19 protein-coding genes are annotated in these 24,001 nt (G+C 70.3%); 11 read left to right on the top strand and 8 right to left on the bottom strand.

Translation table 11 applies throughout. The features are described 5' to 3' along the window. Nucleotides 1–17: 17 nt before the first annotated feature. Together U9R90_RS02655 and U9R90_RS02660 are read right to left on the bottom strand one after the other, a co-directional pair. Nucleotides 18–3,383: an Ig-like domain-containing protein gene (locus U9R90_RS02655; RefSeq protein ID WP_411054728.1), complete on the bottom strand. Its 3,366-nt coding sequence runs from the start codon at nucleotides 3,381–3,383 to the stop codon at nucleotides 18–20. Between the two features lie 391 nt (nucleotides 3,384–3,774). Next, nucleotides 3,775–5,139, bottom strand: a complete 1,365-nt coding sequence (locus U9R90_RS02660; RefSeq protein ID WP_411054729.1) for an FAD-dependent oxidoreductase — start codon at nucleotides 5,137–5,139, stop codon at nucleotides 3,775–3,777. A 319-nt stretch (nucleotides 5,140–5,458) separates the two neighbouring features. On the opposite strand from U9R90_RS02660, the gene U9R90_RS02665 reads away from it, so the two are divergent. Further along, complete coding sequence (locus U9R90_RS02665) at nucleotides 5,459–5,983, top strand: DUF5994 family protein (protein WP_411054730.1); 525 nt, start codon at nucleotides 5,459–5,461, stop codon at nucleotides 5,981–5,983. 52 nt (nucleotides 5,984–6,035) lie between these two features. Continuing rightward, nucleotides 6,036–6,383: a hypothetical protein gene (locus U9R90_RS02670; RefSeq protein ID WP_411054731.1), complete on the top strand. Its 348-nt coding sequence runs from the start codon at nucleotides 6,036–6,038 to the stop codon at nucleotides 6,381–6,383. 53 nt (nucleotides 6,384–6,436) lie between these two features. On the opposite strand, the gene U9R90_RS02675 is transcribed toward U9R90_RS02670, so the two are convergent. Next, nucleotides 6,437–6,709: a hypothetical protein gene (locus U9R90_RS02675; RefSeq protein WP_411054732.1), complete on the bottom strand. Its 273-nt coding sequence runs from the start codon at nucleotides 6,707–6,709 to the stop codon at nucleotides 6,437–6,439. 382 nt (nucleotides 6,710–7,091) lie between these two features. On the opposite strand from U9R90_RS02675, the gene U9R90_RS02680 reads away from it, so the two are divergent. From U9R90_RS02680 to U9R90_RS02690, 3 genes are all read left to right on the top strand, one after another. Continuing rightward, nucleotides 7,092–7,304, top strand: a complete 213-nt coding sequence (locus U9R90_RS02680) for a hypothetical protein (protein WP_411054733.1) — start codon at nucleotides 7,092–7,094, stop codon at nucleotides 7,302–7,304. Between the two features lie 116 nt (nucleotides 7,305–7,420). Next, the gene (locus tag U9R90_RS02685; protein WP_411054734.1) at nucleotides 7,421–7,588 is read left to right on the top strand and encodes a hydrophobic protein; all 168 of its coding nucleotides are present in this window, start codon (nucleotides 7,421–7,423) and stop codon (nucleotides 7,586–7,588) included. Nucleotides 7,589–7,669: 81 nt separating this feature from the next. Next, on the top strand, nucleotides 7,670–7,843 hold the full coding sequence (locus U9R90_RS02690; protein ID WP_411054735.1) for a CsbD family protein: 174 nt from the start codon (nucleotides 7,670–7,672) through the stop codon (nucleotides 7,841–7,843). Nucleotides 7,844–7,895: 52 nt separating this feature from the next. On the opposite strand, the gene U9R90_RS02695 is transcribed toward U9R90_RS02690, so the two are convergent. Next, nucleotides 7,896–8,318 (bottom strand): secondary thiamine-phosphate synthase enzyme YjbQ, encoded by a 423-nt coding sequence (locus U9R90_RS02695; protein WP_411054736.1) that lies wholly within the window; start codon nucleotides 8,316–8,318, stop codon nucleotides 7,896–7,898. A 105-nt stretch (nucleotides 8,319–8,423) separates the two neighbouring features. On the opposite strand from U9R90_RS02695, the gene U9R90_RS02700 reads away from it, so the two are divergent. Further along, entirely contained in the window at nucleotides 8,424–9,545 is a 1,122-nt protein-coding gene (locus U9R90_RS02700; protein WP_411057613.1) for an NAD(P)-binding domain-containing protein, read from the top strand. Nucleotides 9,546–9,675: 130 nt separating this feature from the next. Here U9R90_RS02700 and mltG read toward each other — a convergent pair whose 3' ends face one another. Continuing rightward, nucleotides 9,676–10,539 (bottom strand): endolytic transglycosylase MltG, encoded by an 864-nt coding sequence (gene mltG, locus U9R90_RS02705; RefSeq protein WP_411054737.1) that lies wholly within the window; start codon nucleotides 10,537–10,539, stop codon nucleotides 9,676–9,678. A 43-nt stretch (nucleotides 10,540–10,582) separates the two neighbouring features. Further along, nucleotides 10,583–12,385: an ABC transporter ATP-binding protein gene (locus U9R90_RS02710; RefSeq protein WP_411054738.1), complete on the bottom strand. Its 1,803-nt coding sequence runs from the start codon at nucleotides 12,383–12,385 to the stop codon at nucleotides 10,583–10,585. Between the two features lie 141 nt (nucleotides 12,386–12,526). On the opposite strand from U9R90_RS02710, the gene U9R90_RS02715 reads away from it, so the two are divergent. Both U9R90_RS02715 and U9R90_RS02720 read left to right on the top strand, forming a co-directional pair. Then, nucleotides 12,527–12,988: a MarR family winged helix-turn-helix transcriptional regulator gene (locus U9R90_RS02715; protein WP_411054739.1), complete on the top strand. Its 462-nt coding sequence runs from the start codon at nucleotides 12,527–12,529 to the stop codon at nucleotides 12,986–12,988. Between the two features lie 166 nt (nucleotides 12,989–13,154). Next, nucleotides 13,155–16,094 carry an FAD-binding and (Fe-S)-binding domain-containing protein gene (locus U9R90_RS02720; RefSeq protein WP_411054740.1) on the top strand — a complete coding sequence of 980 codons (2,940 nt, stop codon included), beginning with the start codon at nucleotides 13,155–13,157 and terminating at the stop codon, nucleotides 16,092–16,094. Nucleotides 16,095–16,152: 58 nt separating this feature from the next. On the opposite strand, the gene hemC is transcribed toward U9R90_RS02720, so the two are convergent. Next, nucleotides 16,153–17,088: a hydroxymethylbilane synthase gene (gene hemC / locus U9R90_RS02725; protein ID WP_411054741.1), complete on the bottom strand. Its 936-nt coding sequence runs from the start codon at nucleotides 17,086–17,088 to the stop codon at nucleotides 16,153–16,155. A 234-nt stretch (nucleotides 17,089–17,322) separates the two neighbouring features. Here hemC and U9R90_RS02730 point away from each other — a divergent pair, with 234 nt between their 5' ends. Next, on the top strand, nucleotides 17,323–18,777 hold the full coding sequence (locus U9R90_RS02730) for a Gfo/Idh/MocA family protein (protein WP_411054742.1): 1,455 nt from the start codon (nucleotides 17,323–17,325) through the stop codon (nucleotides 18,775–18,777). A gap of 422 nt (nucleotides 18,778–19,199) precedes the next feature. Here U9R90_RS02730 and U9R90_RS02735 read toward each other — a convergent pair whose 3' ends face one another. Then, a complete protein-coding gene (locus U9R90_RS02735; RefSeq protein WP_411054743.1) occupies nucleotides 19,200–19,982 on the bottom strand; it encodes a L,D-transpeptidase family protein in 783 nt (260 codons plus the stop codon). 212 nt (nucleotides 19,983–20,194) lie between these two features. Between U9R90_RS02735 and U9R90_RS02740 the strand changes: the two genes are divergently transcribed. Both U9R90_RS02740 and U9R90_RS02745 read left to right on the top strand, forming a co-directional pair. Next, nucleotides 20,195–22,159, top strand: coding sequence for an ABC transporter transmembrane domain-containing protein (locus U9R90_RS02740; RefSeq protein ID WP_411057614.1), 1,965 nt, complete (start codon nucleotides 20,195–20,197; stop codon nucleotides 22,157–22,159). Then, complete coding sequence (locus U9R90_RS02745) at nucleotides 22,156–23,937, top strand: ABC transporter ATP-binding protein (RefSeq protein WP_411054744.1); 1,782 nt, start codon at nucleotides 22,156–22,158, stop codon at nucleotides 23,935–23,937. The genes U9R90_RS02740 and U9R90_RS02745 overlap by 4 nt, the downstream gene beginning before the upstream one ends. The last annotated feature ends 64 nt before the right edge of the window (nucleotides 23,938–24,001 follow it).

A 24,001-nucleotide genomic window follows, 5' to 3' on the forward strand; every position in this document is an offset into this window, starting at 1 on the left:
CCGCGGCTGCGGCTGCGCTACTTCGCGAGGTCCAGCTTCTCGGCCTCCGTGTAGTCGACCCGCGTTTCGGCATCGGTGGTCTGCGGATAGGTGACGAACACCGACCCCTGCGCCGTGTTCGGGCCGCCGGGTGACTTGTTGACCTGGCCCTGCGGCGAGCCGGCCCGCACGATCAGTTCGTCACCCTGAGGCGGCGGGGCCGTCGTCGGCGGGCCCGCGTCGACGGACAGACGAGTACTGACCGTGTCCATGACGGTGAGGTCCACCGTGTCCTTGCCGTCACGTGCGACGACAGCGATCCGCTCGGCCTCGGCGGTCACGATCTCAAGCCCCAGCAGGCCCTCGACCGCGAGCAAGGCCAAGGTGTCCACCGTGCCGGTGATCGAATCGGCGCCAGTCGTGCCCCTGAGGGTGACGACGTCGTCACCGCTGCCGAGAGCGATCCCCACCGGGCCGTCCACCCCGGAGACGTTCAGCACCGGTGCGGTGCCCGCCCGGGTCAGGCGTCCGCCGTCGGCGCTCGTCGGGGTGAACGTCAGCGACTCGTCGGCCGCACCGCCCACGACGGACAGACCGTTCCCGCTCGCGTCGAGACGCACGGTCGGAACTCCCTCGATTCCGATCACGCCACCGGGGATTCCGGGATAGCCCGTCACCGTGCCCTCGGCGATGTCGACGACCACGTCCTCGGTCGCGCCCGACAGTGTCAGCGACTTGTGGGCGATGGTCACCTGGAGCCCGGACAGCCCGGTGGTCACATTGCCCGCGAGATCCTCCAGCTGCACGGTGAAGACGTACACCCCGTCGCCGAGCGGATCGCTGACGATCTCGTACGCACCGCCCGACGTCGCGGTGTCCTTCCCGACCACGAACGGCCCTTCCGGTCCCGCCGGGTCGGCCAGCAGCCGCACCAGCGTGTTCCGTTCGACGCCCGAGCCCTGGAAGGCGGGTGTGGTGAGCGTCGTGATGTTGTCGATCGTGATCCCGCCGGTGTCGCTGGAGGGCAGCAGGTCAGGCGCGCCCGGCGCGCCCGGTGGGGTCGTGTCGAGGGTGAGCCCCAGCCGGTGTGCGCTCTCCTTGCCCGAATCGGTGTCGTGGTCGACGTCCGTGGTCGCCGGGTCGTCGGACGGGTCGACGATCACGACCTCGGCGGTGATCAGGCTCTCCCCCTCGAACAGCACTTGGTCCAGGGTGACTTCGTAGATCCCGGGCTTGTCGGCCGGGTCTACCGGCTGGGCGAGGCCGACGCGCTTCCCGTCCGCTTCGACCGCGACCTTGAATCCCGCGTCGTCGTCGGTGAAGTCATCGGCGGTGGCGTTCTGTGGCGACAGCTTGATGCCCGCGCCCAGCAGCGCCGAGTCGTCGACCCGAAGGCGGAGCACCGGTCCCGTGTCGCCCGTGACGTCGTCGTTGTCGAAGCGGCCCGAGTCCGACGCGCGCGTGAGGTCGATGCCGAACGGTTCGGGGGCCGCGCGGTTGACGACCGTGAGGTCGTACGTCGCCTGCGGCGGATCGCTGGGCGATGCGTCACCGGGGCTGGTCGGGTCGCCGATCCCCGCGTCGCCGACCGCGATGAAGTACTTGCCGTCCTCGACGACCGGGATCGCGAACTCGCTGGTCGAGCTCCCGGTCCTGGTCGTGCCGACCGTGCCGGTGGCGACCTCGTTACCGAACCTGTCGTACGCGCGGACCTGAAGGTCGGAGATCACTTCGCTGAAGTCGATCTCGACGCGCAGGTGTCCGGTGTGCCGGGGCTCGACCCGGAAGAAGTCGACATCGGTCGCACTGTGCAGGGTGAGGCGCCGCTTGTTGAACTTGTCGTTGTTGCCGAGCCCCGCGGCGACCGCGGTGTCGATCGACTCGTTCGGCTCCAGCGCGTCGGGCGAGGCACCGAGCAGCGAGAACACGTCGTAGTAGATGGTGTGCGGCGCCGCCGCTCCGGCGCCACCGGCGCCCGGGGGCGTGGTGTTGCCCGTCCACGTCGCGTAGCCGATCCCGTTGGCGGTCCACAGGCCGTTGTACTCGCCGATGCGCAGGGTCTGCTGGGGCTCCGTGGTCACGGTCCCGCAGTTCGTGTTGGAACCGAAGCGGCACGAAGCACCGACGTCCGGGTCGAACGGGTCGTCGCTGATCCTGAAGTCCGGCGACCAGGTCTGTCCGCCGTCCCGGCTGGTCGTTCCGTACAGCTCCAGCAGGAAGTTGTCGTTCCCGTTCGGCCCGCTGCCGCCGTTCGTCGTGCCGAGGCGGTTGTCGTACCAGGTGGCGACGATGGTGCCGTCCTGGTCGATATGGGCGGTGGGCAGCACCGCGAACGTCTCGCCCGGTCCGTGATCGACCCTGCTCGTGGTGAAGTCCAGGCCGTTGTTGGCCGAACGGGCGATCACCACGTCAGCGTCGTCCCCCGGGTCCTGCACCACACCGTCGCAGATGTTGTTGGCGACATCGCCCGAGCAGGTCCCGAACACGTTGTCCGGGTTGTCGTTGGCGACCACGTAGACATGGCCGGGGCGGGCCGGGTCGGGCAGCACCCAGGCCTGGTTGCTGCCCTGCATCCAGAAGTCGGTACGGGGGATCTCGTCACCCGTGCCCTGCACGTTGCAGGTGACGCTGGCTTCCCCGGGCCCGAACGCGTCGGTCCGCTGCGCGATCGTACCGGCGGCCAGATCGGCGCCACCGGACCCGTCCCGGATGAGGGGGACGGTCTCGATCGGCCCTTCGGCCGTCGTCCGGTCCTCGTCCTCGCAGGTATTGGTGTGGTACGCGACGTAGAGGTCCCCGTTGGCCGCCACGGCAAGGTGAGCGGGCCACGCCGCCCCCTCTCCGGCCTCGGAGACCTCCACCGGCGTCGACCAGTTGGCACCGGAGTCGGTGGAGCGCGAGAACATCACCCGGCGCGGTCCGCCCAGGCGGGTCCAGACGATGTAGAGGTTGTCGGCGTACGGACTCGACGGGTTGGCGTCGGCCACCAGCCACTGCTTGTCGTTGTTCGCGGTGGTGTCGGCACTCACCTGGGTCGGGGTGTACTGCTGATTCCCCGTGGTCGTCAGGTCGGTGATCTCACCGACCCCCACCCCGAACCTGCTGGCGCCGTCGGCGTTGAAGGACGTCGAGAGGTGGGTGGCGAACAACCGCCCCTGCGAGTCGAAGGCGAGGGACGGGTCCCCGAAACAGCCTGAGATGGAGGTCGACCGCCTGATCGGGAAGCCGTCCTCGCCGTAGTTGTTGTCGATGTAGACCGTGCAGCCCTGCATGACCGCGACCTGCGAGGGATCACGGGGATTCACCACCGCGTTGTGCGGCTCTCGGCGCGTGTTGGAGTTGACCTGCTTGTCCTCGCCCGCCCACGCGGGCGCCGATGCGAGCGCCACGAGGGATTGCAGCACCAGGAGCACGCTGGCGACGAGACCGAGGGCGGCGCGCGTCCTGGCCCGCTTCTCCCGGATCCGTCGCGTTCGCCGTCGCAGCCTCGGTCTCGGTCCCGGTCTCGCCCTGACGTCGTCCACCGATCCGTCTTCGTGCACCGATCGCCTCCTCCGCGAGCCGCCGTCGTACAGGCGTACGGACCTGTGCTTTTGGCGTGCGGACTGTGCCACGCGCACGGGAGAACACCGGGGCTTCGCCGGGGCGGGTTGGGGAGATTCACCGGGATTCCGTACCGGGGGCGCCGCGTCTGGCGCAGTGGCTGGCCCATTCGGAGGCCGGGGGTGCACAGCGAAGAGCCGGCCGCAGGATCTCCTCCTGCGGCCGGCTCAACGACAGACGATACGAACGAGCTCAGGCGCCGCTTGCCTTCAGCATGTCCTCGCGCTCGACGAGCTTCACGCGCTCGCGCCCCTGCGGTTCGCCCAGGGCCTTCTCCGCGGCGTCCAGCTGGTACCAGCCTTCCCACGTGGTGAAGCGGACGTTCCGCTCACCGAGGAAGGCGTCCACGGCCTCCGGTTCGGGCGCGGTGGGAGCGTGCAGACGGCCGTTCGCGTGGTCGTCCAGCAGGTTGGCGACCGTCTCGTTGGCGTCACCCTTGGTGTGGCCGATCAGGCCCACGGGGCCGCGGCGGATCCAGCCGGTGACGTACGTCGACCGCAGGTGCTCGCCGGTGTCCTCGATCACCCGGCCGCCCTCGTCGGGGACCGTGCCCGAGTCGATGTCCCAGGGCAGCTTGGGCAGCTCGTCGGACAGGTAGCCCACGGCACGGTAGACCGCGGTGACGTCCCAGTCCTTGAACTCTCCGGTGCCCTTGACGTTGCCGGTGCCGTCGAGGGCGGTGCGCTCGGTGCGCAGGCCGATGACCTGGCCGTCCTCGCCGAGGATCTCGGACGGCGACTCGAAGAAGTGCAGGAACAGCTTGTGCGGGCGGTCACCGACGTCGCGGATGGCCCAGTTCTCCAGGGTCTTGGCGACCATGTCGGCCTGCTTGTTGCCGCGCCGGGTCGCGATCGAGCCGTCGTCGTAGTCGATGTCCTCGGGGTCGACGATGACCTCGATGTTCGGCGAGTGGTCCAGTTCGCGCAGCTCCATCGGGCTGAACTTGGCCTGCGCCGGGCCACGGCGGCCGAAGACGTGGACCTCCAGCGCCTTGTTGGCCTTGAGGCCCTCGTGGACGTTCGGCGGGATCTCCGTGGGCAGCAGCTCGTCCGCGGTCTTGGCGAGGATGCGGGCCACGTCGAGCGCGACGTTGCCGACCCCGAGGACGGCGACCTTCTCCGCCTCGAGCGGCCAGGTCCGCGGCACATCCGGGTGCCCGTCGTACCAGGAGACGAAGTCCGCCGCGCCGTACGAACCGTCGAGGTCGATGCCGGGGATGTCGAGTGCCCGGTCGGCCGTCGCGCCCGTGGAGAAGATCACCGCGTCGTAGAAGGCGCGCAGGTCGTCCAGGCTGATGTCGCCCGGGTAGTCGACGTTGCCGAAGAGGCGGATCTGGGGCTTGTCGAGCACCTGGTGCAGGGCCGTGATGATGCCCTTGATGCGCGGGTGGTCGGGGGCGACGCCGTAGCGAATGAGGCCGAACGGGGCCGGCATCCGCTCGAAGAGGTCGATGGAGACGCCGGGCTCGGTGGCCACTGCGGACTTCAGCAGCGCGTCGGCGGCGTAGATCCCGGCCGGGCCAGCTCCGACAATGGCTACCCGCAGAGGGCGAGGCATGATCAGGTTTCCCTTCGAGCGGTGAACTGCGAGGACTCGTTGGGAAGCCTAAACTAAGGCAAACCTTAGTTAGTAGCCGGGTCGGATCTATGACCTCATAAGGCCAACTTATGGGTTCACCAAGCATCAGTGTGACTCTGTCCGGGTCGAGGTCGCGCGTAGCGTCGCGGAGGTTCTCAGGGCCCTTCGGCCGCTTCGGGGAGTAACGTGAACCCATCAGGAGCATTTCGCACGCCGGCCCCGATGCCGGTGTCGTTCCCGGTGAGCAACGACACCGGGCAACTGCCCACACGCAGAGGTCCGGAGACAGGTTCGCGCGATGTCCGCGACCATCCACCGTCCGCCGCTACGAGCCGTGCCCTTCAGGGCCCCGACCGCGCGCCTCGCCCTCAAACCGGTGAGTCCCTCACCGGGACGTGCCGAACTGGACGGCGCCTGGTGGCCCCGCTCACGTGACCTGGCACACGAACTCGCCGCGCTGGCGGACGTACTGGACCCGCTGTGGGGCCGCATCACCCGGATCGCCGTCAACCCCCGCTACTGGCCGATCCTCCCGCCCAAGTTCTACGTCAACGGCCATGTGGTGAAGGTCGGTTGGTTCACCTCGGAGCTGGATCCGCACACGATCCTGCTGCTGTCCTACACGGCGGGCCGCTGGGACCTCCTGGTGATACCCCCGGAGACCAGCGCCCCCTCGGCCGCCCGGCTGATGGCCGCCGCCAGCGCGGGCGCCGGCCCGCCGATGACCGCGACCGCGCTCATCACGGCGGAACAGGCCATCGGCACTTCCTCGTCGTACGAGACCACCGCTGACCGGCCCGGCCGGCTGGCGGTGGGGATGTGACGTTCGTACGGAAGACCAAGGACGCCCTCGGGCAGAACGGAATCGACACTCGATGATGTACGACCAGACACGCGCCCAGCAGCCCGCGGGCCAAATCCGCGGCCCCGCCGAACGCCGAACCCCGGGCCCGGAACCGCTGCTCCCATCGGCCGAACGGGACAAGATCGTCCTGCGCCTCCGGCACGCCCTCAACACGTTCGCCGACGCTCCGCGCGAGGCACTCGAAGAGGCCGAGAGCGCCTACGACGAAGCCACCACCCAGCTCGTGAACGCCCTCGCGCAACGGCGGCATCTCCTCCGCGCCGCCTGTGAGGAGCAGGACTCCGGAACACAGTCCGACGAACTCCGGCACGCCTTGCGCGAGTACCGGGAAATCACCCAACGACTGCTCCGCATCTAGGGCATGTACCTCGATGGCATGTACCACGTGGTGATCGCGATCACCACGTGGTGTTAGCGGTCCCGATGCTCCTCGCGCCGCCAGCGCGCCCGGTTCTGGCGCCTGTAGCGGCGGTCCCAGCGTTCCTGACGATCCCGGCGCTCCCGGTAGTCCCGGTAGTCCCCGAGATCGGAACCGCCGCCACGGCTCCGGCCCGCGCCGCGATCACGGCCGTAGCGGGTGGCGACGTAGACCAGCACCGCCGCGGCCACCCACCAGATGGGATTGAGGAAGCCGAAGCCGAACAGGACCACGATGACGATGAGGATGAGAACCAGGACGAACACGGTGTCCTCCCCGAGAGCGCGACACAGCTTCGATACCGGGGTCCGGGGCCTCACCCCGCAGCGTAGTCCTGCGGCAAGGTTGCGGATACCGTGCGGCGTCAGCGCGTCCTGCCCGACGTAGATGGCTGCTTGACACCTGTCGGGAAACTGCCGCAGGGGCTAGCGTGCGACGTGCCGCCCCTGCCCCCGGCAGCGTCGCACCGCCAGCGCGCTCCCCAACAGGGCGCACCCTGCGCATCGGTGCCGGAACCCGCCGCGCCACGAGCGAGGCCGTTCCCGCGCACACCCGTCGTCACGTGATCACGGCGCACTCTGATGCGCCCCGAGCGGGCACCGATCCGCTGCCCGCCGCGTCGTACGCATCCCACACCAGGCGGTACACATGTACGCGCTGATCGTTCCCGCTTCGACCCCCTTCGTCCTGCTCGCCACCGTGCTGGGCCTGTCCTGGTGGGAGGACCACATCCTGCCGACGCCGCCGACCGAACCGGACAAAGCCCCGGCCGAGGCTCCATTCACCCCAGCGGGCCCTGCCCAGCTCTCAGAACTCCTCAGTGTCGACGCCGCGTTGACAAGGAGCGTTGCCGGGCGTTGACTGGCGACACGGCGCGGGGTTATGCCGCTCCGGAGCATTCGGCCGCAGCATTCCACCCTCCCACTTCGCCAGGACCCCGCGGAATCAGGAAATTCCCGTGATCTGGAGGCCCGGCAATGTTCTGGATTCTTCTCCTTCTGTTGATCCTGGTGGTATTCGGATTCGGTTTCACCCTGCAGATCCTGTGGTGGGTCGCGGCAGTATTGCTGGTCCTCTGGATCGTCGGCTTCGTCCAGCGCGGGCGCGGCGGTGGCCACCGCCGGTACCGTCGCGGCCGCAGGTAATCCGCTCCACGACCGATACGACCGATACCCGTACGGCGATCACGCGCGGGAGTCCCTCAAGTCGACATGCAGAGGACAGTCATGAGCGTCGGACAGACAATCAAGTACAAGACACAGGAATTCAAGGGCCGAATCACCGAACGCATCGGACGGACCACCCGCAATCGGCGACTGCAGCGCGAAGGTAGGACCGACCGGATCTCCGGAAGCCTCAAGCAGGCTGGCGACAAGGCCAAGAACGCATTCAGGCGCTGACCCCAGACGCCCCAACCTCAGTTGTTACACGATCGCCGGCGCCGCGGGCGATTCAGCCGAGGAATGAGAACCGCACCTGGCGATTCGGATTGTCGACGTTGGTGTCAACGAGGCAGACGGACTGCCAGGTGCCGAGTTCCAGGCTGCCGCCGATGACCGGCAGAGTTGCGTGCGGGGGTACGAGCGCGGGGAGCACGTGGTCCCGGCCGTGGCCCGGGCTGCCGTGGTCGTGCTGCCAGCGGTCGTCGGCGGGCAGCAGGGTGCGCAGGGCGGCGAGCAGGTCGTCGTCGCTGCCCGCGCCCGTCTCGATCACGGCGATTCCGGCGGTGGCGTGCGGGACGAAGACGTTGAGGAGTCCGTCGCGTCCGGCTGCCGCCTCTCTGAGGAAGGCCTCGCAGTCGCGTGTGAGGTCGACGACGCTCTCACGGGAGCCGGTGGCGACATGCAGGATGCGGGTGGTGAAGGCATCGGACATGGAGCCATCCTCGCACTGGTGGACGCCGGTGGGCACCAGCCGGCACCGCTGCCGTCGTACGGGAAGAACCCGGCCGCCGAGCTAGTTAGTAGAAGCGTGAACTATATCGGGGCAGCAGACGCCGTACGGAACGTCGAGGTCGTGGTGGTCGGAGCCGGGCAGGCCGGGCTGTCCGCCGCGTATCACCTGCGGCGTACGGGATACCAGCCCGAGCGCGACTTCGTCGTGCTCGACCACTCCCCGCGCCCCGGGGGCGCCTGGCAGTTCCGGTGGCCGACGCTGACGTACGGCCGGGTGCACGGGATGCACCAGCTTCCGGGCATGGAGCTGACCGGCGCGGACGAGGCGCGGCCCTCGTCCGAGGTGATCGGCGAGTACTTCGCCGCGTATGAGCGCGCCTTCGATCTGCGGGTGCGGCGGCCGGTCGACGTGCGGGCGGTGCGCGAGGGCGAGGGCGGGCGGCTGCTGGTGGAGACCTCGGTCGGGGTGTGGTCGACTCGGGCGCTGATCAGCGCGACGGGCACCTGGGACCGGCCGTTCTGGCCCCGCTACCCGGGACAGGAGACCTTCCGGGGGCGTCAGTTGCACACCGCCCAGTACCCGGGGCCGCGGGAGTTCGCCGGGCAGCGGGTCGTCGTGGTGGGGGGTGGCTCGTCGGGGGTCCAGCATCTGCTGGAGGTCGCGCCGTACGCGGCGGAGACGACCTGGGTGACGCGGCGCGAGCCGGTGTTCCACGAAGGGCCGTTCGACGCCGAGCAGGGGCGGGCCGCCGTGGCCCTGGTCGACGAGCGGGTGCGGCGGGGCCTGCCGCCGCGCAGCGTCGTCTCGGTGACCGGACTGGCCGTGACGGATGCCGTCCGGCGAGGGCGCGCGGACGGGACGCTGGACCGGCTCCCGATGTTCGACCGGATCACTCCCGATGGCGTGCAGTGGGCCGACGGGCGGCGCGTCGAGGCCGATGTGATCCTTTGGGCCACCGGGTTCCGGGCCGTGATCGGCCATCTGGCGCCGCTGCGGCTGCGCGAGGCGGGCGGCGGCATCCGCGTGGAGGGCACACGCGCGGTGCGCGATCCGCGAGTGCATCTGGTGGGGTACGGGCCTTCGGCGAGCACCATCGGCGCCAACCGCGCGGGCCGGGCGGCCGTACGGGAGATCCGCCGACTCCTGTCCGGGGACAGGGACGGGGACGGGGTCCGTGTGGCGGAGGGCCGGGAGCTCGTGGCCTAAGGACAGCGCCTCGTGGGCCGCGCACCGGCTCCTCGTGGCCTGAGGGCCCGCCGCCCCGTGACCGCACACCCGCACCTCGCGGCCCGCACATGCCCGGCCGGACAGGTCGGAAGACCCGCCCCCGCCCGGCTCAGCGCGCCGCGCTCGCTTCCTTCGCGTCCTGGGAGTCCTTCGCGTTCTTGCGGTTGCGGTTGAACTCGTCGACGTTGCGCTGCTGCTCCGCGTAGTCCGCCGTGAAGCGGGTGTCCCCCGGCTTCACCGTGACGAAGTACAACCAGTCGCCCTCCGTCGGATTGAGCGCCGCCTTGATCGCGTCGTCACCCGGATTGGCGATCGGGGTCGGCGGGAGGCCCATCCGCGCGTAGGTGTTGTACGGGCTCTCGATCTTGGTGTCCGTGGACGTGGTGTCCAGCGTGGAGCGGTTCAGGGCGTAGTTGATCGTGGAGTCCATCTGGAGCGGCATGCCGCGGTCGAGCCGGTTGTAGACGACACGGGCGACCTTCCCCATGTCCTCCTTGGTCTCGGCCTCGGCCTGCACGATGCTCGCGATGGTAACGGTCTGGTAGACGGACACCGCGTTGCGGTCGGCGCCCTGGATGACGGCGGATGCCCCGAACTTCTTGTTGGCGGTGTTGACCATGTACGACAGCACCGAGGTCGGTGTCGACTGCCCGCCGATCGGATACGTGGCCGGGAAGAGGTAGCCCTCGGGGTTGCCGCCGGCGTCGCCGGGCAGCTTGAGACGGGCCTTGCCCGCGGCCTTCTTCGCGGTGCCCGCCGGGACGCCGAGGGCCTTGTCGACCGCCTCGTACACCTGGTTGCTGCGCCAACCCTCGGGGATCAGCAGGGACTCTGGCCGCTGGGTGTCGTCACCGCGCATCAGCAGGGGTACGGCCACCGCCGCCGCGACCATGACGGTCGCGGTCGTCAGCAGCGCCACCCAGCCACGGCGGGTGAGCCGGATCTTGCCCTGACGTGGACTGTTCATCTGCATGCGGGCACGTTAACGCGCCAATGCCGCGAAATGACGCATATCGTCATTTCGCGGGCTCAAGTTGGGCATCTCGGCGGACGAGGGCGGCGTACCGGCCGTTCCGCTCCATGAGCACCTCGTGGGTGCCGCGTTCGGCGAGACGGCCCGAGTCGAGCACCACGATCTGGTCGGCGCCGCGCACCGTGGAGAGCCGGTGAGCGATGGTGAGCGTGGTGCGGTTGGCCGACAGGGTGTCGATGGCCTGCTGGACCGCCCGCTCGGTGCGGGTGTCCAGGGCGCTGGTCGCCTCGTCGAGGATGAGGACGGGCGGGTCGCGCAGGATGGTGCGGGCGATCGCCAGGCGCTGCTTCTCGCCTCCGGAGAAGCGGTGGCCGCGCTCGCCGACGACCGTGTCGTACCCGTCGGGCAGGGCGGCGATGTGGTCGTGGATCTGGGCCGCCCGCGCCGCCTCGTACAGCTCTTCGTCGGTGGCGTCGGGCTTGGCGAACCGCAGGTTGTCGGCGACCGAGGCGTGGAAGAGGTACGTCTCCTGGGAGACGACGCCGATCGACCGGGCCAGGGTGTCGAAGTCCAGGTCGCGTACGTCCACGCCGTCGAGGGTGACGCGGCCGTCGGTGACGTCGTACAGCCGTGGCAGGAGATAGCTCAGCGTGGACTTTCCCGAGCCCGTGGGTCCGACGATCGCCAGGCTGCCGCCCGCGGGTATGTGCAGGTCGATGGCGTCGAGGATCGGTCCGCTGGTGTCGTCGTAGTGGAAGGTGACGCCTTCGAAGCGGATGTCGCCCCTGGCCTGGTCGAGCCGGACCGGCTGCTCCGGTTCGGTGATGTCGACCGGCAGGTCCAGGTACTCGAAGATGCGCTGGAAGAGGGCGAGCGAGGTCTGGATCTGCACGCCGGTGGAGAGCAGGCTCACGGTCGGCCGGAACAGGCCCTGCTGGAGCGAGACGAAGGCGACGAGGGTGCCGAGCGAGATGGTGGGGCCGCCCAACTGGAGGGCCATACCCGCCGCCCAGTAGATGACCGCGGGCATGGCGGCCATGACGATGCCGATGACGGACATCCGCCACCGCCCCGCCATGTTCGAGCGGACTTCCAGGTCGATGAGGCGTTCGGACTCGTCGGCGAAGGACTGGGTGAGCGAGTCGGAGCGGCCCATGGTGCGGCCGAGCAGGATGCCGCTGACGGAGAGCGACTCGGTGACGGTGGCGGCCATGGTCGCCATCTGCTTCTGCCGCTGGGTGGCGATCCGCTTGCGCTCGCGGCCGACGCGTCGGCTGATCCAGACGAACACGGGCAGCAGGAGCAGCGAGACGATAGTGAGCCGCCAGTCGAGCACCAGCATCGCGACGACGGTCGCGACGACGCTGGTGAGGTTGGAGACCAGCGAGGTGGCGGTCGAGGTGACCGTGGCCTGCATGCCGCCGATGTCGTTGGCGATCCGTGACTGCACCTCGCCGGTGCGGGTCCGGGTGAAGAAGGCGAGCGACATACGCTGGAGGCGGCCGTACACGGCGGTGCGCAGGTCGTGCATGACGCGCTGGCCGACCGTCGTGGAGATCAGGGTCTGTACGACACCGAAGACGCTGGTGAGTACGGCGCTGAGGATCATGCCGAGGGCGAGCAGGCTGAGCAGTCCGGTCCTGCCCTCGGGGATCGCGGTGTCGAGGGTCTCCTTCAGCAGGAACGGCGTGGCGACCGAGACCAGCGAGGAGGCTCCGACCAGCAGGCCGACGATGGCGAGGCGGCCGCGGTAGGGGCGGAAGAGGCCGAGGATGCGCCGCAGCTGGCGGGGCTGCTCGGGGTCGGGTGGCGGTGGGACCCACTCGGGGGCATCAGGAGGGTGCACGGGCGGCTCCTTGAGGACGACGCGAAGGCGACGTGAGGACTCCTGCGGGGTGTGCGGAATCGCGGAATCCATGACCGTCAGGGGAGCATAGCTCATTGTTACCTATATGCACAATGAGCTTTGTCCTGCTAGTCTCCGGGCATGACACCGGGCCCGACACTTTCCGATCCCGACAGCCTGCTCGCCGAACAGCTGCTGCGGCTCACCCGACGGCTGCACCGCGTACACAAGCGCCACCTCGAGAAGTCCGGCATCGGCATCACCCCCGCCCAGTCCCGGCTGCTGCGCACCGTCGTGCACTACGACACGCCGCCGCGGATGGCGGATCTGGCCCAGCGTCTGGAGGTGGTCCCGCGCGCCGTGACGACCCTGGTCGACGGCCTGGAGAACAGCGGCTGCGTGCGCCGGGTGCCCGATCCGGCCAATCGCCGGGTGATAAGGATCGAGCTCACCGACACCGGCCGGGTGGCACTGGACAAGCTGCGCGGCGCGCGCCGGGCCGCCGCGGAGGAGATCCTGGCTCCACTGGCCACCGAACAGCGCGAGGTGTTCGGCGGCCTGCTGTCCGCGCTGCTGGATCACCGGGGCGAAACCGACTGTTAGCGACACGGGCTGTCAGCAACACGGACTGCTGGTGACGCAGACTGCCACTGACACAGACTGCCGGTGACACAGACTGATGGGCGACGCAGACTGCCGCTGAATCAGCCTGCCGGTGACACAGACTGTTCGCGACGACGTGTGAGCCGACGACGCCGAGGAGTCCGCCATGCCCCTGCTGGAGCCGAAGCCCGAGGCACTACGTCCCGACGCCCGGCGGGCAGCCCCGTCACCCGACCGGGTGCAGGACCGGCAGGCGCGCGGCACACCGGAGCCCCTCCGCAGCGACCTGCTCGCCGTGTTCGGCGAGGACAAGGTGCTGTGGAAGGTCTCGGACCTGGTGCGGTACGCGTCGGACGCCAGCCCGTACCGCTTCCTGCCCCAGGTGGTGGTGATCGCCGAGGACCTCGACGATGTGACCGCCGTGCTCTCGTACGCGCACGGCCAGGGCCGCGACGTGGTGTTCCGGGCCGCCGGAACCAGCCTGAACGGCCAGGCGCAGGGCGAGGACATCCTGGTCGACGTGCGCAGGCACTGGGCGGGCATCGAGGTGCTCGACGACGGCGCGCGGGCCAGGATCGCCCCGGGCACCACCGTCGTACGGGCCAACGCCGCCCTCGCCCGGTACGGACGGGTGCTCGGCCCCGACCCGGCGAGCGCCATCGCCTGCACCCTCGGCGGAGTCGTCGCCAACAACGCCTCCGGTATGACGGCCGGCACCACCCGCAACTCGTACCGCACCCTCGCCTCGCTCACCTTCGTCCTGCCGACCGGCACGGTCGTCGACACCGCGGAGCCGGACGCCGACGAACAGCTGGCGCACGCGGAACCAGCGCTCTGCGAAGGCCTGTTGGCGATCAAGCGGGAGATCGAGGCCGATCCGGACCTGGTCCGCCGCATCCGCGCCAAGTACGAGATCAAGAACACCAACGGCTACCGCCTGGACGCCTATCTGGACGGCTCGACGCCGGTGGAGATCCTGCGCGGACTGATGGTGGGATCCGAAGGCACCTTCGGTTTCATCGCGGAAGTCGTGTTCGACACCCTGCCACTGGACCGGAGGGTGACGTCCGCGCTGCTGTTCTTCCCCTCGCTGCCCGCGGCAGCCGCCGCGGTGCCGTTGTTCAACGAAGCGGGCGCGCTGGCCGTCGAGTTGATGGACGGCAACACGCTGCGGGCCTCGGTCAGCGTGCGGGGCGTACCCGCCGACTGGGCCGAGTTGCCCAAGGACACCACGGCCCTCCTGGTGGAGTTCCGGGCACCCGACGAGGCGGGTCAGGAGGCGTACGAGCAGGCGGCGGCCCGCGCGCTGGAGGGGCTGGAACTCGTCGCGCCCGTAGCGTCGGTGACCAACGAGTTCACCCGTGACGCGGGAACCATCGCGGGCTACTGGAAGGCCCGCAAAGCCTTCGTCACGGCGGTCGGCGGCTCCCGCCCCTCCGGGACGACCCTGATCACCGAGGACTTCGCGGTACCGCCCTCGCAACTCGCCGACGCCTGCACGGCGCTGCTCGAACTGCAGACCAGGCACGGCTTCGACGCGGCCGTGGCGGGCCACGCCGCCCACGGAAACCTGCACTTCCTGCTCGCCTTCGACGCGGCCAAGGCCGAGGACGTCGCACGGTACGCCGCCTTCATGGACGAGTTCTGCCGCCTCACCGTCGACCGGTTCGACGGCTCACTCAAGGCCGAGCACGCCACCGGCCGCAACATCGCGCCGTTCCTGGAACTGGAGTGGGGCCCCAAGGCCACCGAGCTGATGTGGCGTACGAAGCAGGTCATCGACCCGGACGGCGTGCTCGCCCCGCGTATCGTCCTGGACCGCGACCCCGAGGCCCATCTGCGCGGCCTGAAGACCATCCCCAAGGTCGAGCTGGTCGCCGACCCGTGCATCGAGTGCGGCTTCTGCGAACCGACCTGCCCCAGCCACGACCTGACGACCACTCCGCGCCAGCGCATCGTGCTGCGCCGGGAGATGATGCGCCAGCCCGACGGCTCCCCGGTGCAGGACGAGCTGATCAAGGCGTACGGCTACGACGCCGTGGACACCTGCGCGGGCGACTCGACCTGCAAGCTGGCCTGCCCCGTCGGCATCGACACCGGCGCGATGATGAGGGACTTCCGGCACGCCAGGCACTCCCCGCGCGAGGAGCGGATCGCCGCGCTCGCCGCCAGGAACTTCCGTGGCGTCGAGGCCTCCACGCGACTGGCCGTGGCCGCCGCCGACAAGATCAGCGACCGGCTGCTCACCGCCGCAACACGGGCCGCCCGCAAGGCCGTACGCCCCGACCTCGTCCCCGAGTGGCTACCGCGGATCCCCGGCGCCGCACCCCGCAGGCTCCCGCGCACTTCCCGGGTCGGCGCGCGGGCCGTCTACTTCCCGGCCTGCGTCAACCGCATCTTCGGCAGCCCCGAAGGACACCGCGGCCCGTCCCTCGCGCAGGCCATGGTCGCCGTGTCGGCGCGGGCGGGCCGCCCGGTGTGGATTCCGGACGACGTCGGCGGCACCTGCTGCGCGACGATCTGGCACTCCAAGGGGTACGAGGCGGGCAACGCCGTGATGGCCAACCGCATCGTGGAGGCCGCCTGGGGCTGGACCGCGGGCGGCAGGCTCCCCCTCGTCGTGGACGCCTCCTCCTGCACCCTCGGCATCGCCCACGAAGTGGTGCCCCATCTCACCGAAGCCAACCGGGAGTTGCACGCGGAGCTGAACGTCGTCGACTCCCTCGTCTGGGCCGCCGACGAGCTACTCCCCCACCTCACAGTGCACCGCACCATCGGCTCCGCCGTCCTGCACCCCACCTGCTCCATGCGCCACCTCGGCCACGAGGCGCGGCTGCGGACGGTCGCCGAGGCCTGCGCGGACGAGGTCATCGTGCCGGACGACGCCGGATGCTGCGCCTTTGCGGGCGACCGCGGCATGCTGCACAGGGAACTGACCGAGTCGGCGACGGCCCGTGAGGCCGCCGAGGTGACGGCACGGCACTTTGACGCGCATCTGTCGGCCAACCGTATGTGCGAGGTGGGCATGGACCATGCCACGGGCCGCGGCTACTACTCCGTACTCCTGGAACTGGAGCGCGCCACCCGGCGCGCTCCGCGTAAGTGAGCCCAACTCCCGGTAAGTGAGTCCCACTCTCCGAGGTGGATCCGGCTCCCCGCCCAGCTCAGTGGGCGATGGCGTCGATGAGCTCGCGGGCGCCCTGGCGGAGCAGGGTGACGGCGACGGACATGCCGAGGGTGTCCGGGTCGAGAGGTCCCGCGGTTTCGGTGGCCTCCAGGACGCGTTTGCCGTCGGGAGTGAAGACCTGGCCACGCAGGGCGAGTTGGCCGGTGTCGTCGGTGTGGGCGTAGCCGGCGATGGGGCTGTTGCAGTGGCCTTGCAGGACGTGCAGGAACATGCGCTCGGCGGCGGCTTCGCGGTAGGTGGTCGGGTCGTTGAGAGGGGCGACGGCGGCGATGGTGTCGTGGTCGGTCTCGCGGCATTGCAGGGTGAGGATGCCGGCGCCGATGGGCGGGCACATGCTGTCGGTGGGCAGGATCTCGGTGATGACGTCGGTGCGGTGGATGCGTTCGAGGCCGGACACGGCCAACAGGAGCGCGTCGGCTTCGCCGGCGGCGAGTTTGTCCAGGCGGCGGTTGGCGTTGCCGCGGAAGGGGACGCATTCCAGGTCCGGGTGGGCGGCGGCGAGTTGGGCGACACGACGTACCGAAGAGGTGCCGATGCGGGTGCCAGGGGGTAGTTCGGCCAGGGTGAGGCCCGCGGGGTGGATGAGGGCGTCACGGACGTCGTCGCGGGGCAGGTAGGCGGCGAACACCGTGCCCGCGGGCAGCGGCCGGTCTCCGGGGATGTCCTTGAGGCAGTGCACCGCGAGGTCGGCCTCGCCGGCGATCAGGGCGGCGTCGACTTCCTTGGTGAAGGCTCCCTTGCCGCCGAGCTGGGCGAGCGCGCCCATCCATTTGTCGCCACTGGTCTTGACCGGGACGACCTCGGTGCGCAGGCCGGGGTGGTGGGCGGCCAGTTCGGACCGCACGCGTTCCACCTGAGCCAGGGCCATCGGCGAGTCGCGGGAGACGATGCGGATCAGGTCAGGGGTGGACATGCCGTACAGGGTAGGGCGTCCGGCTCTAGCCGCGATGGACAACTCTGAGGTCCAATTCAGTGATGGGGTAGGGGGGTTGGGGTGTCGGGCAGGTAAGAGAGCGCCGCCACCCGGCGCGCACCCCGTGCCTCGTACATAAGTCCAACTCCCCGGCCACTTCCGTCTCTTGCGCACCCGATCCGCGCGCCGTCAGGGTGGCTCCGCCGTTGCACACCCCTCGACGACGGAGGACCGATGCACGACGAGAACGCGACACCGGAGCCCGACGCGACCGCCCCCGAGCCCACCGACCACTCACGCCGTGACGTCCTGCGCACCGCCGGTGTCGCGGGCGCCGGGCTCGGCTTCGGGCTCGGCGTCCTGGGCGGAGGCACGGCACACGCGGCCAGCCCGTCGGACGCCTCCCCCGCGGCGACCGCAGCGGCCGGCGCCCCGAAGCCGCAGGGCGACACGATGATCGGCGTGCCCTTCGAGGAGCGCGGCACGGTCCGCGTCGGGATCATCGGGCTCGGCAACCGCGGGAACAGCATGATCGACCTGTTTCTCGCGATACCCGGCGTGCGGGTTGTCGCGCTCTGCGACCCGGTGAAGGACAAGACCGCCGCGGCCGCCAAGAAGGTCACCGACGCGGACCAGCCCGCCCCGGCGACGTACACCAAGGGCGATCACGACTTCGAGAAGCTCTGCGAGCGCGGCGATATCGACTTCGTGTACGTCGCGACGCCCTGGGACTGGCACTTCGCGATGGCCGAAAGCGCGATGCTCAACGGCAAGCACGTCGGTGTGGAGTGCCCGGTCGCGATGGAGCTCGACCAGTTGTGGAAGCTGGTGGACCTCTCGGAACGCACCCGCAGACACTGCATGCAGTTGGAGAACGTCTGCTACGGGAAGAACGAGATGCGGGTGCTGCGGATGGCGCACGCCGGTCTGTTCGGGAACCTGCTGCACGGCGCGGGCGCCTACAACCACGACCTGCGCGACCTGATGTTCGACCCCGACTACTACGAGGGCCCCTGGCGGCGGCTGTGGCACACCCGGCTGCGCGGCGACCTGTACCCCAACCACGGCTTCGGCCCGGTCGCCAACTACATGGACGTCAACCGCGGTGACCGCGTCACCCACATCTCCAGCTTCGGCACCCCCGCGCTCGGCCTGGCCGAGTACCGCGAGGCCAATATGCCGCCTGGCGACCCGAGTTGGAAGGAGACGTACATCGGGAGCGACCGGACGATCAGCCTCGTCCAGACCGCGAAGGGCCGGGTGATCCGCCTGGAGCACGATGTGTCCACCCCGCACCCCTACAGCCGTATCAACAGCCTCGGGGGCACCAAGGGCCTGTTCGAGGACTATCCCTCGCGCATCTATCTGGAGCCGGACCACAGCGGCCACCAGTGGGGGGACTTCGCCGAGTACGCCGAGTGGGACCACTGGCTCTGGAAGGAGCACTCCAACCCGCCGGGCGGGCACGGCGGCATGGACTACATCATGCTGTTCCGGCTGATGCAGTGCATGCGGCTCGGTCTGGTCCCCGACTTCGACGTGTACGACGCCGCCGTCTGGACCGCGCCAGTGCCGTTGAGCCACGCGTCGATCAGGGCGAAGGGCGCGCCCCAGGCGATCCCGGACTTCACCCGGGGGCGCTGGAAGCGGTCCCGGCCGGGTGTGGACTCCGGGAAACCGGGGAGCTGAGCGCGCGCCGGACCGCCGCGCACACCCCGTGTGAACCGCACGCACGCCCCGATCACGTACGCGCCCTCGCCGTGGCCGAAATCGTGCGGTCCACTAGGACGTACGCACCGCGTGCTCCCGGCCTCTTCCGCGCGGTGCCGGGCCGCTGATCCCGTCCTCTCGCCGGCGGCCCGATGCGCCCGGGGCGCCCGCGTGCCGCCGGAGTCCAGCCACCCGGCCGCCGCGACCCCACCGCCCTGGGCGCGTACGGCGCGGTTCGGCGGGCCGATCGGCCGCCGGACCGCGCCGCGACCGGCGCGTGGTCAGACCCTGCTCAGGCCATATGTCGGCCCCTTGCTCAGGCCTTGTGTCGGGCCCCTTGCTCAGACCCTGTGTCGGGCCCCTGCTCAGACCCTGTGTCGGACTCCTGTTCAGGCCCTGTCTCAGGACGCGCGCAGGTGCGCCTTGTCGCCCATCACCACGACCGGGTGCTGCTTCGGGTCGAGAGTGCGCAGCAGGTACTCCATGGCCGGTTTGGCGAGGCTGACACAGCCGGATGTGCCACTGCCATGGTCCATATGCAGCCAGATCGAACCGCCCTTGGACTGCCCTTCGGGCCGCGTCGGGTCGTTCGGCGGAGTGCCCTTGACGCGGTTGTAGTCGATCGCGATGACCAGGTCGAAGTCGTTCCAGTGCGTCTTGGGCCAGAAGCGCGGGGCGGCGAAAGACGAGGACTTGGTGTACGGGAGGCGCGCGCCCGGGTCATCCAGGACGCCGCCCGCGTCGGTCAGCGTGAACACCCCCACTGGGCTGCGCTTGTCGTCCTCGCGGTGGTCGGGGGTCCAGCCCTTCTTGCCGTTGTGGGCGGGCCAACTGCGGGTCAGATCCCAGGTGGAGCCGTGCTTGGTGTAGAGGGCGACGGTGGAGTCGGCGGAGTTCTCGCCCTCGCCGTAGACCGCGACCACCTGGCGGGAGCGGTCCGGGATGCGCCGGTGCAGCCGGTCGCCGACGTCGGGGATGCGGGTGAGGCCGGTGGTGCGCTCGGCACTCGGCTCGGCGGTCGGCTCCGCGCTCGATTCGGAGGAGCTGGGTGTCGGCTGCTCGCCGCGCCGGGTCCCCGCGTCCGAACTGCCGCTCACCGCGCCGCCGCAGGAGGTGAGGGCCACGCAGCAGGCGAGGGCCGCGATCACGGAACGCACCGTGCCGGATATCCGCATACGGACCATCGTCGCACCTCACGCTCGGCCTCGTACGACTCCCCCGCGGCCCGCGGCCGGAACCTCCCCGCGGGCTGCCCGGATGAGGAAAATCGTTTGCTTTCCTCCTGTTCCGGGCGTCAGCCTTGCAAGGTTTCAGTTTCTCCTCCCGTTCTCCTCTCCCGTTGTCCTCCGTTGTCCTCCGTTCTCCCCCGACCGTCGCCGCCGAGCTCTGGGATGTCATGCAGATCCGCAACCTTCCGTATGCCGATCCGGGCGTGCCTGACGCACGCTCGGGCCTGAAGTTCCTGCTGTGGCTTGAGCGGAACCAGCTGGCCGGTCAGCTCAAGTCGCTGGCCTGGGGGCTGCTGCACTTCAGCTCGGTGATGGCGCTGTCGTTCTGTGTCGGTTTCGCCGTGCAGGCCGTGGTGGACGGCTCCGGTGGGCGGCTCGCGGTGGCGGGCGGCCTGCTCGCGGTAGCCGGGGTGTCCATCGCGCTCGGCGACACGATGCTGCACCGTACGGCCGTCACCAACTGGATCACCGCGGCGGCCCGCGTCCAGCAGCTGCTGGCCCGCAGGACGGCGCTGCTCGGCGCCGCGCTCACCCGGCGGGTCGCAGCGGGTGAGGTGATCGCGGTGTCCACCGGGGACGTGGAGAAGATCGGCTGGTTCGTCGAGGCGCTGTCGCGGTTCGCCGCCGCGGCCGTGACGGTGGTGCTGGTCTGTGTGGCACTCACCGTGTACCAGCCCGCGCTCGGGGTCGTGGTCGCCGTGGGCGTGCCCGTACTGGCGCTCGGCGTACTGCCGCTGCTGCCCCGCGCGACAAAGCTCGCGGACGCCCAGCGCGCGAAGGCGGGCCGGGCCACCGAGCTGGCCTCGGACACCGTCGCCGGACTGCGGGTGCTGCGCGGCATCGGCGGCGAGGAACTGTTCCTGCGGCGCTACCAGCGTGCCTCGCAGGAGGTGCGCAAGGCGGCCGTCCGCAGTGCCCGAATGTGGGCGCTGATCAGCGCCGTTCAGGTGCTGCTGCCTGGCCTGTTGCTGATCAGCGTGGTCTGGTACGGCATCGGTCTGGTGCAGGACGGCCGGATCTCGGTCGGTGAACTGGTCACCGTCTACAGCGCGGTGATGCTCCTGTCCTATCCGCTCAGGCACTTCGAGGAGATCGCCATGGCGTACTCCTTCTCCCGGCCGTCGGCTGACCGAGCCGCCCGGGTGCTGTCCCTGGAGCGGACCTCGTACGGGGATGGCGGCGCCCAGGAGACGGCGCACCCGCAGGGCGACCTGTACGACCCGGCCACCGGTTTGCTGGCTCCCGCGGGACGGCTGACCGCGGTCGTCTGCGGCGACCCGGACGAGGCAGGCCGCCTCGCGGAGCGCCTCGGCGGGCACGCCGCACTTGAGGACGAGCCCGCCGCGCCGGAGAAGGAGAACGGCGAACAGGAGCTCGCACCCTCCGTGCTGCTCGGCGGCGTCGCCCTGGACGGCCTGCCGCTGGACGTGGCCCGCAGCGCCGTACTCGTCCAGGACAAGGACCCGGTCCTGCTGTCCGGCACGCTCCAGGAACTCCTCGACGTACCGGCATCGGGACAGGTCTCCGCCAAGGAGGCACTGGACGCGGCCGAGTGCGCCGATGTGCTGGACGCGCTCACCCAGGCCTCGGTGGACGACGACGCCATGGAGGCGCCGATCACCGAGCGCGGCCGCTCACTGTCCGGTGGGCAGCGGCAGCGGCTCGCGCTGGCCCGCTCGCTGGTCACCGACCCCGAGGTGCTGGTACTCGACGAGCCGACGTCGGCCGTCGACTCGCACACCGAGGCGCGGGTCGCCGATGGCGTACGGACGCTCCGGCAGGGACGTACGACCGTGGTGTTCACCTCGTCGCCGCTGCTCCTTGACCGCGCGGAGCGGGTCGTCCTCGTCCACGACGGATCCGTCGCGGCCGTGGGCGCGCACCGCGAACTGGTGCACACCCACGCGCGCTACCGGGCCGTGGTCACCCGTGAGACCGAGGACGAGCAGGTCGAGACGGAGCGGGCCGCGATGGAGCGGGCCGAGACGGAGCGGGCCGAGACGGAGCGGGCCGCCGTCGAACGGGACGCCGTCGAACGGGACACACCCGAACACGCCGAGGACGGACCGGCGTACCGCAGCGAACTCCGCATCACCTTCGACGACGCTTACGACATCGAGGAGACGGCATGATCGGCGTGGCGCCGCCCGAGTACGACCCGGCGGCACCCCGGACCGCGACCACCCTGCCGGTGGGCGGGCACGCGACCGTACGGGCGTATGTGCGGGAGCTGCTGCGGCGGCACCGCCACGCCTTCCTGCTGCTCGTCGGTGTGAACGTGATCGCCGTGTGCGCGTCGATGGTCGGTCCGTCACTGCTCGGCCCGCTCGTCGAGAAGGCCGCCAGCGGCGCGTCGGACCTCCATCTGGAGCGCTCAGCGGCGCTGTTCGCGCTCGCGTTGGTGGTCCAGGCGGTGTTCGTCCGGCTGGTGCGGCTGCGCGGCGCGATGCTCGGCGAGCAGATGCTGGCGGACCTGCGCGAGGACTTCCTCGTACGGTCCGTGGGGCTGCCGCCTGGTGTGCTGGAGCGGGCCGGGACCGGTGACCTGCTGTCGCGGATCACCACCGACATCGACCGGCTGGCGAACGCGATGCGCGAGGCGGTGCCGCAGCTGACGATCGGCGTGGTGTGGATCGCCCTGCTGCTCGGCGGACTGGTCGTCACCGCACCGCCCCTGGCGCCCGCCGTGCTGCTCGCGGTGCCGCTGCTTGTGGCCGGGTGCCGCTGGTACTTCAAGCGGGCGCCCGGCGCCTACCGCTCCGAGGCCGCCGGGTACGCGGCCGTGGCCGCCGCGCTCGCCGAGACCGTGGACGCCGGACGCACCGTGGAGGCGCACCGGCTCGGCGCGCGCCGGATCGCGCTCTCGGACCAGCGGGTCAAGGAGTGGACCGCCTGGGAGCGGTACACGCTGTGGCTGCGGTCGGTGCTCTTCCCGGTCATCAACCTCACCCATACGACAGTGCTCGCCTCGATGCTGATCATCGGCGGCGTGTTCGTGCTGCAAGGCTGGATCGGCGTCGGCCAGCTGACCACGGCCGTCCTGATCGCGCAGATGATGGTCGAACCGGTCGGGCTCATTCTGCGCTGGTACGACGAGTTGCAGGTCGCCACGGTGTCGCTGGCCCGCCTGGTGGGCGTCCGGGAGATCGAGCCCGGCGCGGGCGACGCGTCGGTGACGCCCGAGGGCCGCGCCGTACAGGCCGACGAGGTGCACTTCGGGTACCGCGCGGGCGTCGACGTGCTGCGGGAGGTGTCCCTGCAGGTCGCGCCCGGTACGCGGATGGCGCTGGTGGGGCCGTCCGGCGCGGGCAAGTCCACACTCGGGCGGCTGCTGGCGGGGATCTACGCGCCGCGGACCGGGCGGGTGACGCTCGGTGACGCGGAGCTGTCCAAGATGCCAGCGGAGCGGGTACGTGAGCAGGTCGCCCTGGTCAACCAGGAGCACCACGTCTTCGTGGGCGCGCTGCGCGACAACCTGCTGCTGGCCCGCTCGGGCGCCGAGGACGCCGAGCTGTGGGCGGCGCTGGGCGCGGTGGACGCGGACGATTGGGCGCGGGCGCTGGAGGACGGCCTGGACACCGAGGTCGGCTCCGGGGGCGTCGCGCTCACTCCGGCCCAGGCGCAGCAGATCGCCCTGGCCAGGCTCGTACTCGCCGATCCGCACACCCTCGTGCTGGACGAGGCGACCTCGCTGCTCGACCCGCGGGCGGCGCGCCACCTGGAGCGCTCGCTGGCCGGGGTGCTCGAAGGGCGCACGGTGGTCGCCATCGCGCACCGGCTGCACACCGCGCATGACGCGGATGTGATCGCGGTGGTCGAGCAGGGCCGGATCGCCGAGCTGGGCAGCCATGACGAGCTGGTCGCGGCGGACGGCGCGTATGCGGCGCTGTGGCGGTCGTGGCACGGGTGAGTGTGCCGAAGGGGCTGGCCCTCAACCTCTTGTAGAGGTTGAGGGCCAGCCCCTTCTGGAGCGT

This window comes from Streptomyces sp. E11-3, from assembly GCF_046540415.1.
In the GTDB taxonomy this organism is placed as follows: domain Bacteria; phylum Actinomycetota; class Actinomycetes; order Streptomycetales; family Streptomycetaceae; genus Streptomyces.

Coding starts and splice junctions, on each gene's coding strand:
- U9R90_RS02660 (WP_411054729.1), bottom strand. CDS start 5,139: ATGCCTCGCCCTCTGCGGGTAGCCATTGTCGGAGCTGGCCCGGCCGGG.
- U9R90_RS02665 (WP_411054730.1), top strand. CDS start 5,459: ATGTCCGCGACCATCCACCGTCCGCCGCTACGAGCCGTGCCCTTCAGG.
- U9R90_RS02670 (WP_411054731.1), top strand. CDS start 6,036: ATGATGTACGACCAGACACGCGCCCAGCAGCCCGCGGGCCAAATCCGC.
- U9R90_RS02680 (WP_411054733.1), top strand. CDS start 7,092: ATGTACGCGCTGATCGTTCCCGCTTCGACCCCCTTCGTCCTGCTCGCC.
- U9R90_RS02685 (WP_411054734.1), top strand. CDS start 7,421: ATGTTCTGGATTCTTCTCCTTCTGTTGATCCTGGTGGTATTCGGATTC.
- U9R90_RS02690 (WP_411054735.1), top strand. CDS start 7,670: ATGAGCGTCGGACAGACAATCAAGTACAAGACACAGGAATTCAAGGGC.
- U9R90_RS02695 (WP_411054736.1), bottom strand. CDS start 8,318: ATGTCCGATGCCTTCACCACCCGCATCCTGCATGTCGCCACCGGCTCC.
- mltG (WP_411054737.1), bottom strand. CDS start 10,539: ATGCAGATGAACAGTCCACGTCAGGGCAAGATCCGGCTCACCCGCCGT.
- U9R90_RS02715 (WP_411054739.1), top strand. CDS start 12,527: ATGACACCGGGCCCGACACTTTCCGATCCCGACAGCCTGCTCGCCGAA.
- U9R90_RS02720 (WP_411054740.1), top strand. CDS start 13,155: ATGCCCCTGCTGGAGCCGAAGCCCGAGGCACTACGTCCCGACGCCCGG.
- hemC (WP_411054741.1), bottom strand. CDS start 17,088: ATGTCCACCCCTGACCTGATCCGCATCGTCTCCCGCGACTCGCCGATG.
- U9R90_RS02730 (WP_411054742.1), top strand. CDS start 17,323: ATGCACGACGAGAACGCGACACCGGAGCCCGACGCGACCGCCCCCGAG.
- U9R90_RS02735 (WP_411054743.1), bottom strand. CDS start 19,982: ATGGTCCGTATGCGGATATCCGGCACGGTGCGTTCCGTGATCGCGGCC.
- U9R90_RS02740 (WP_411057614.1), top strand. CDS start 20,195: ATGCAGATCCGCAACCTTCCGTATGCCGATCCGGGCGTGCCTGACGCA.
- U9R90_RS02745 (WP_411054744.1), top strand. CDS start 22,156: ATGATCGGCGTGGCGCCGCCCGAGTACGACCCGGCGGCACCCCGGACC.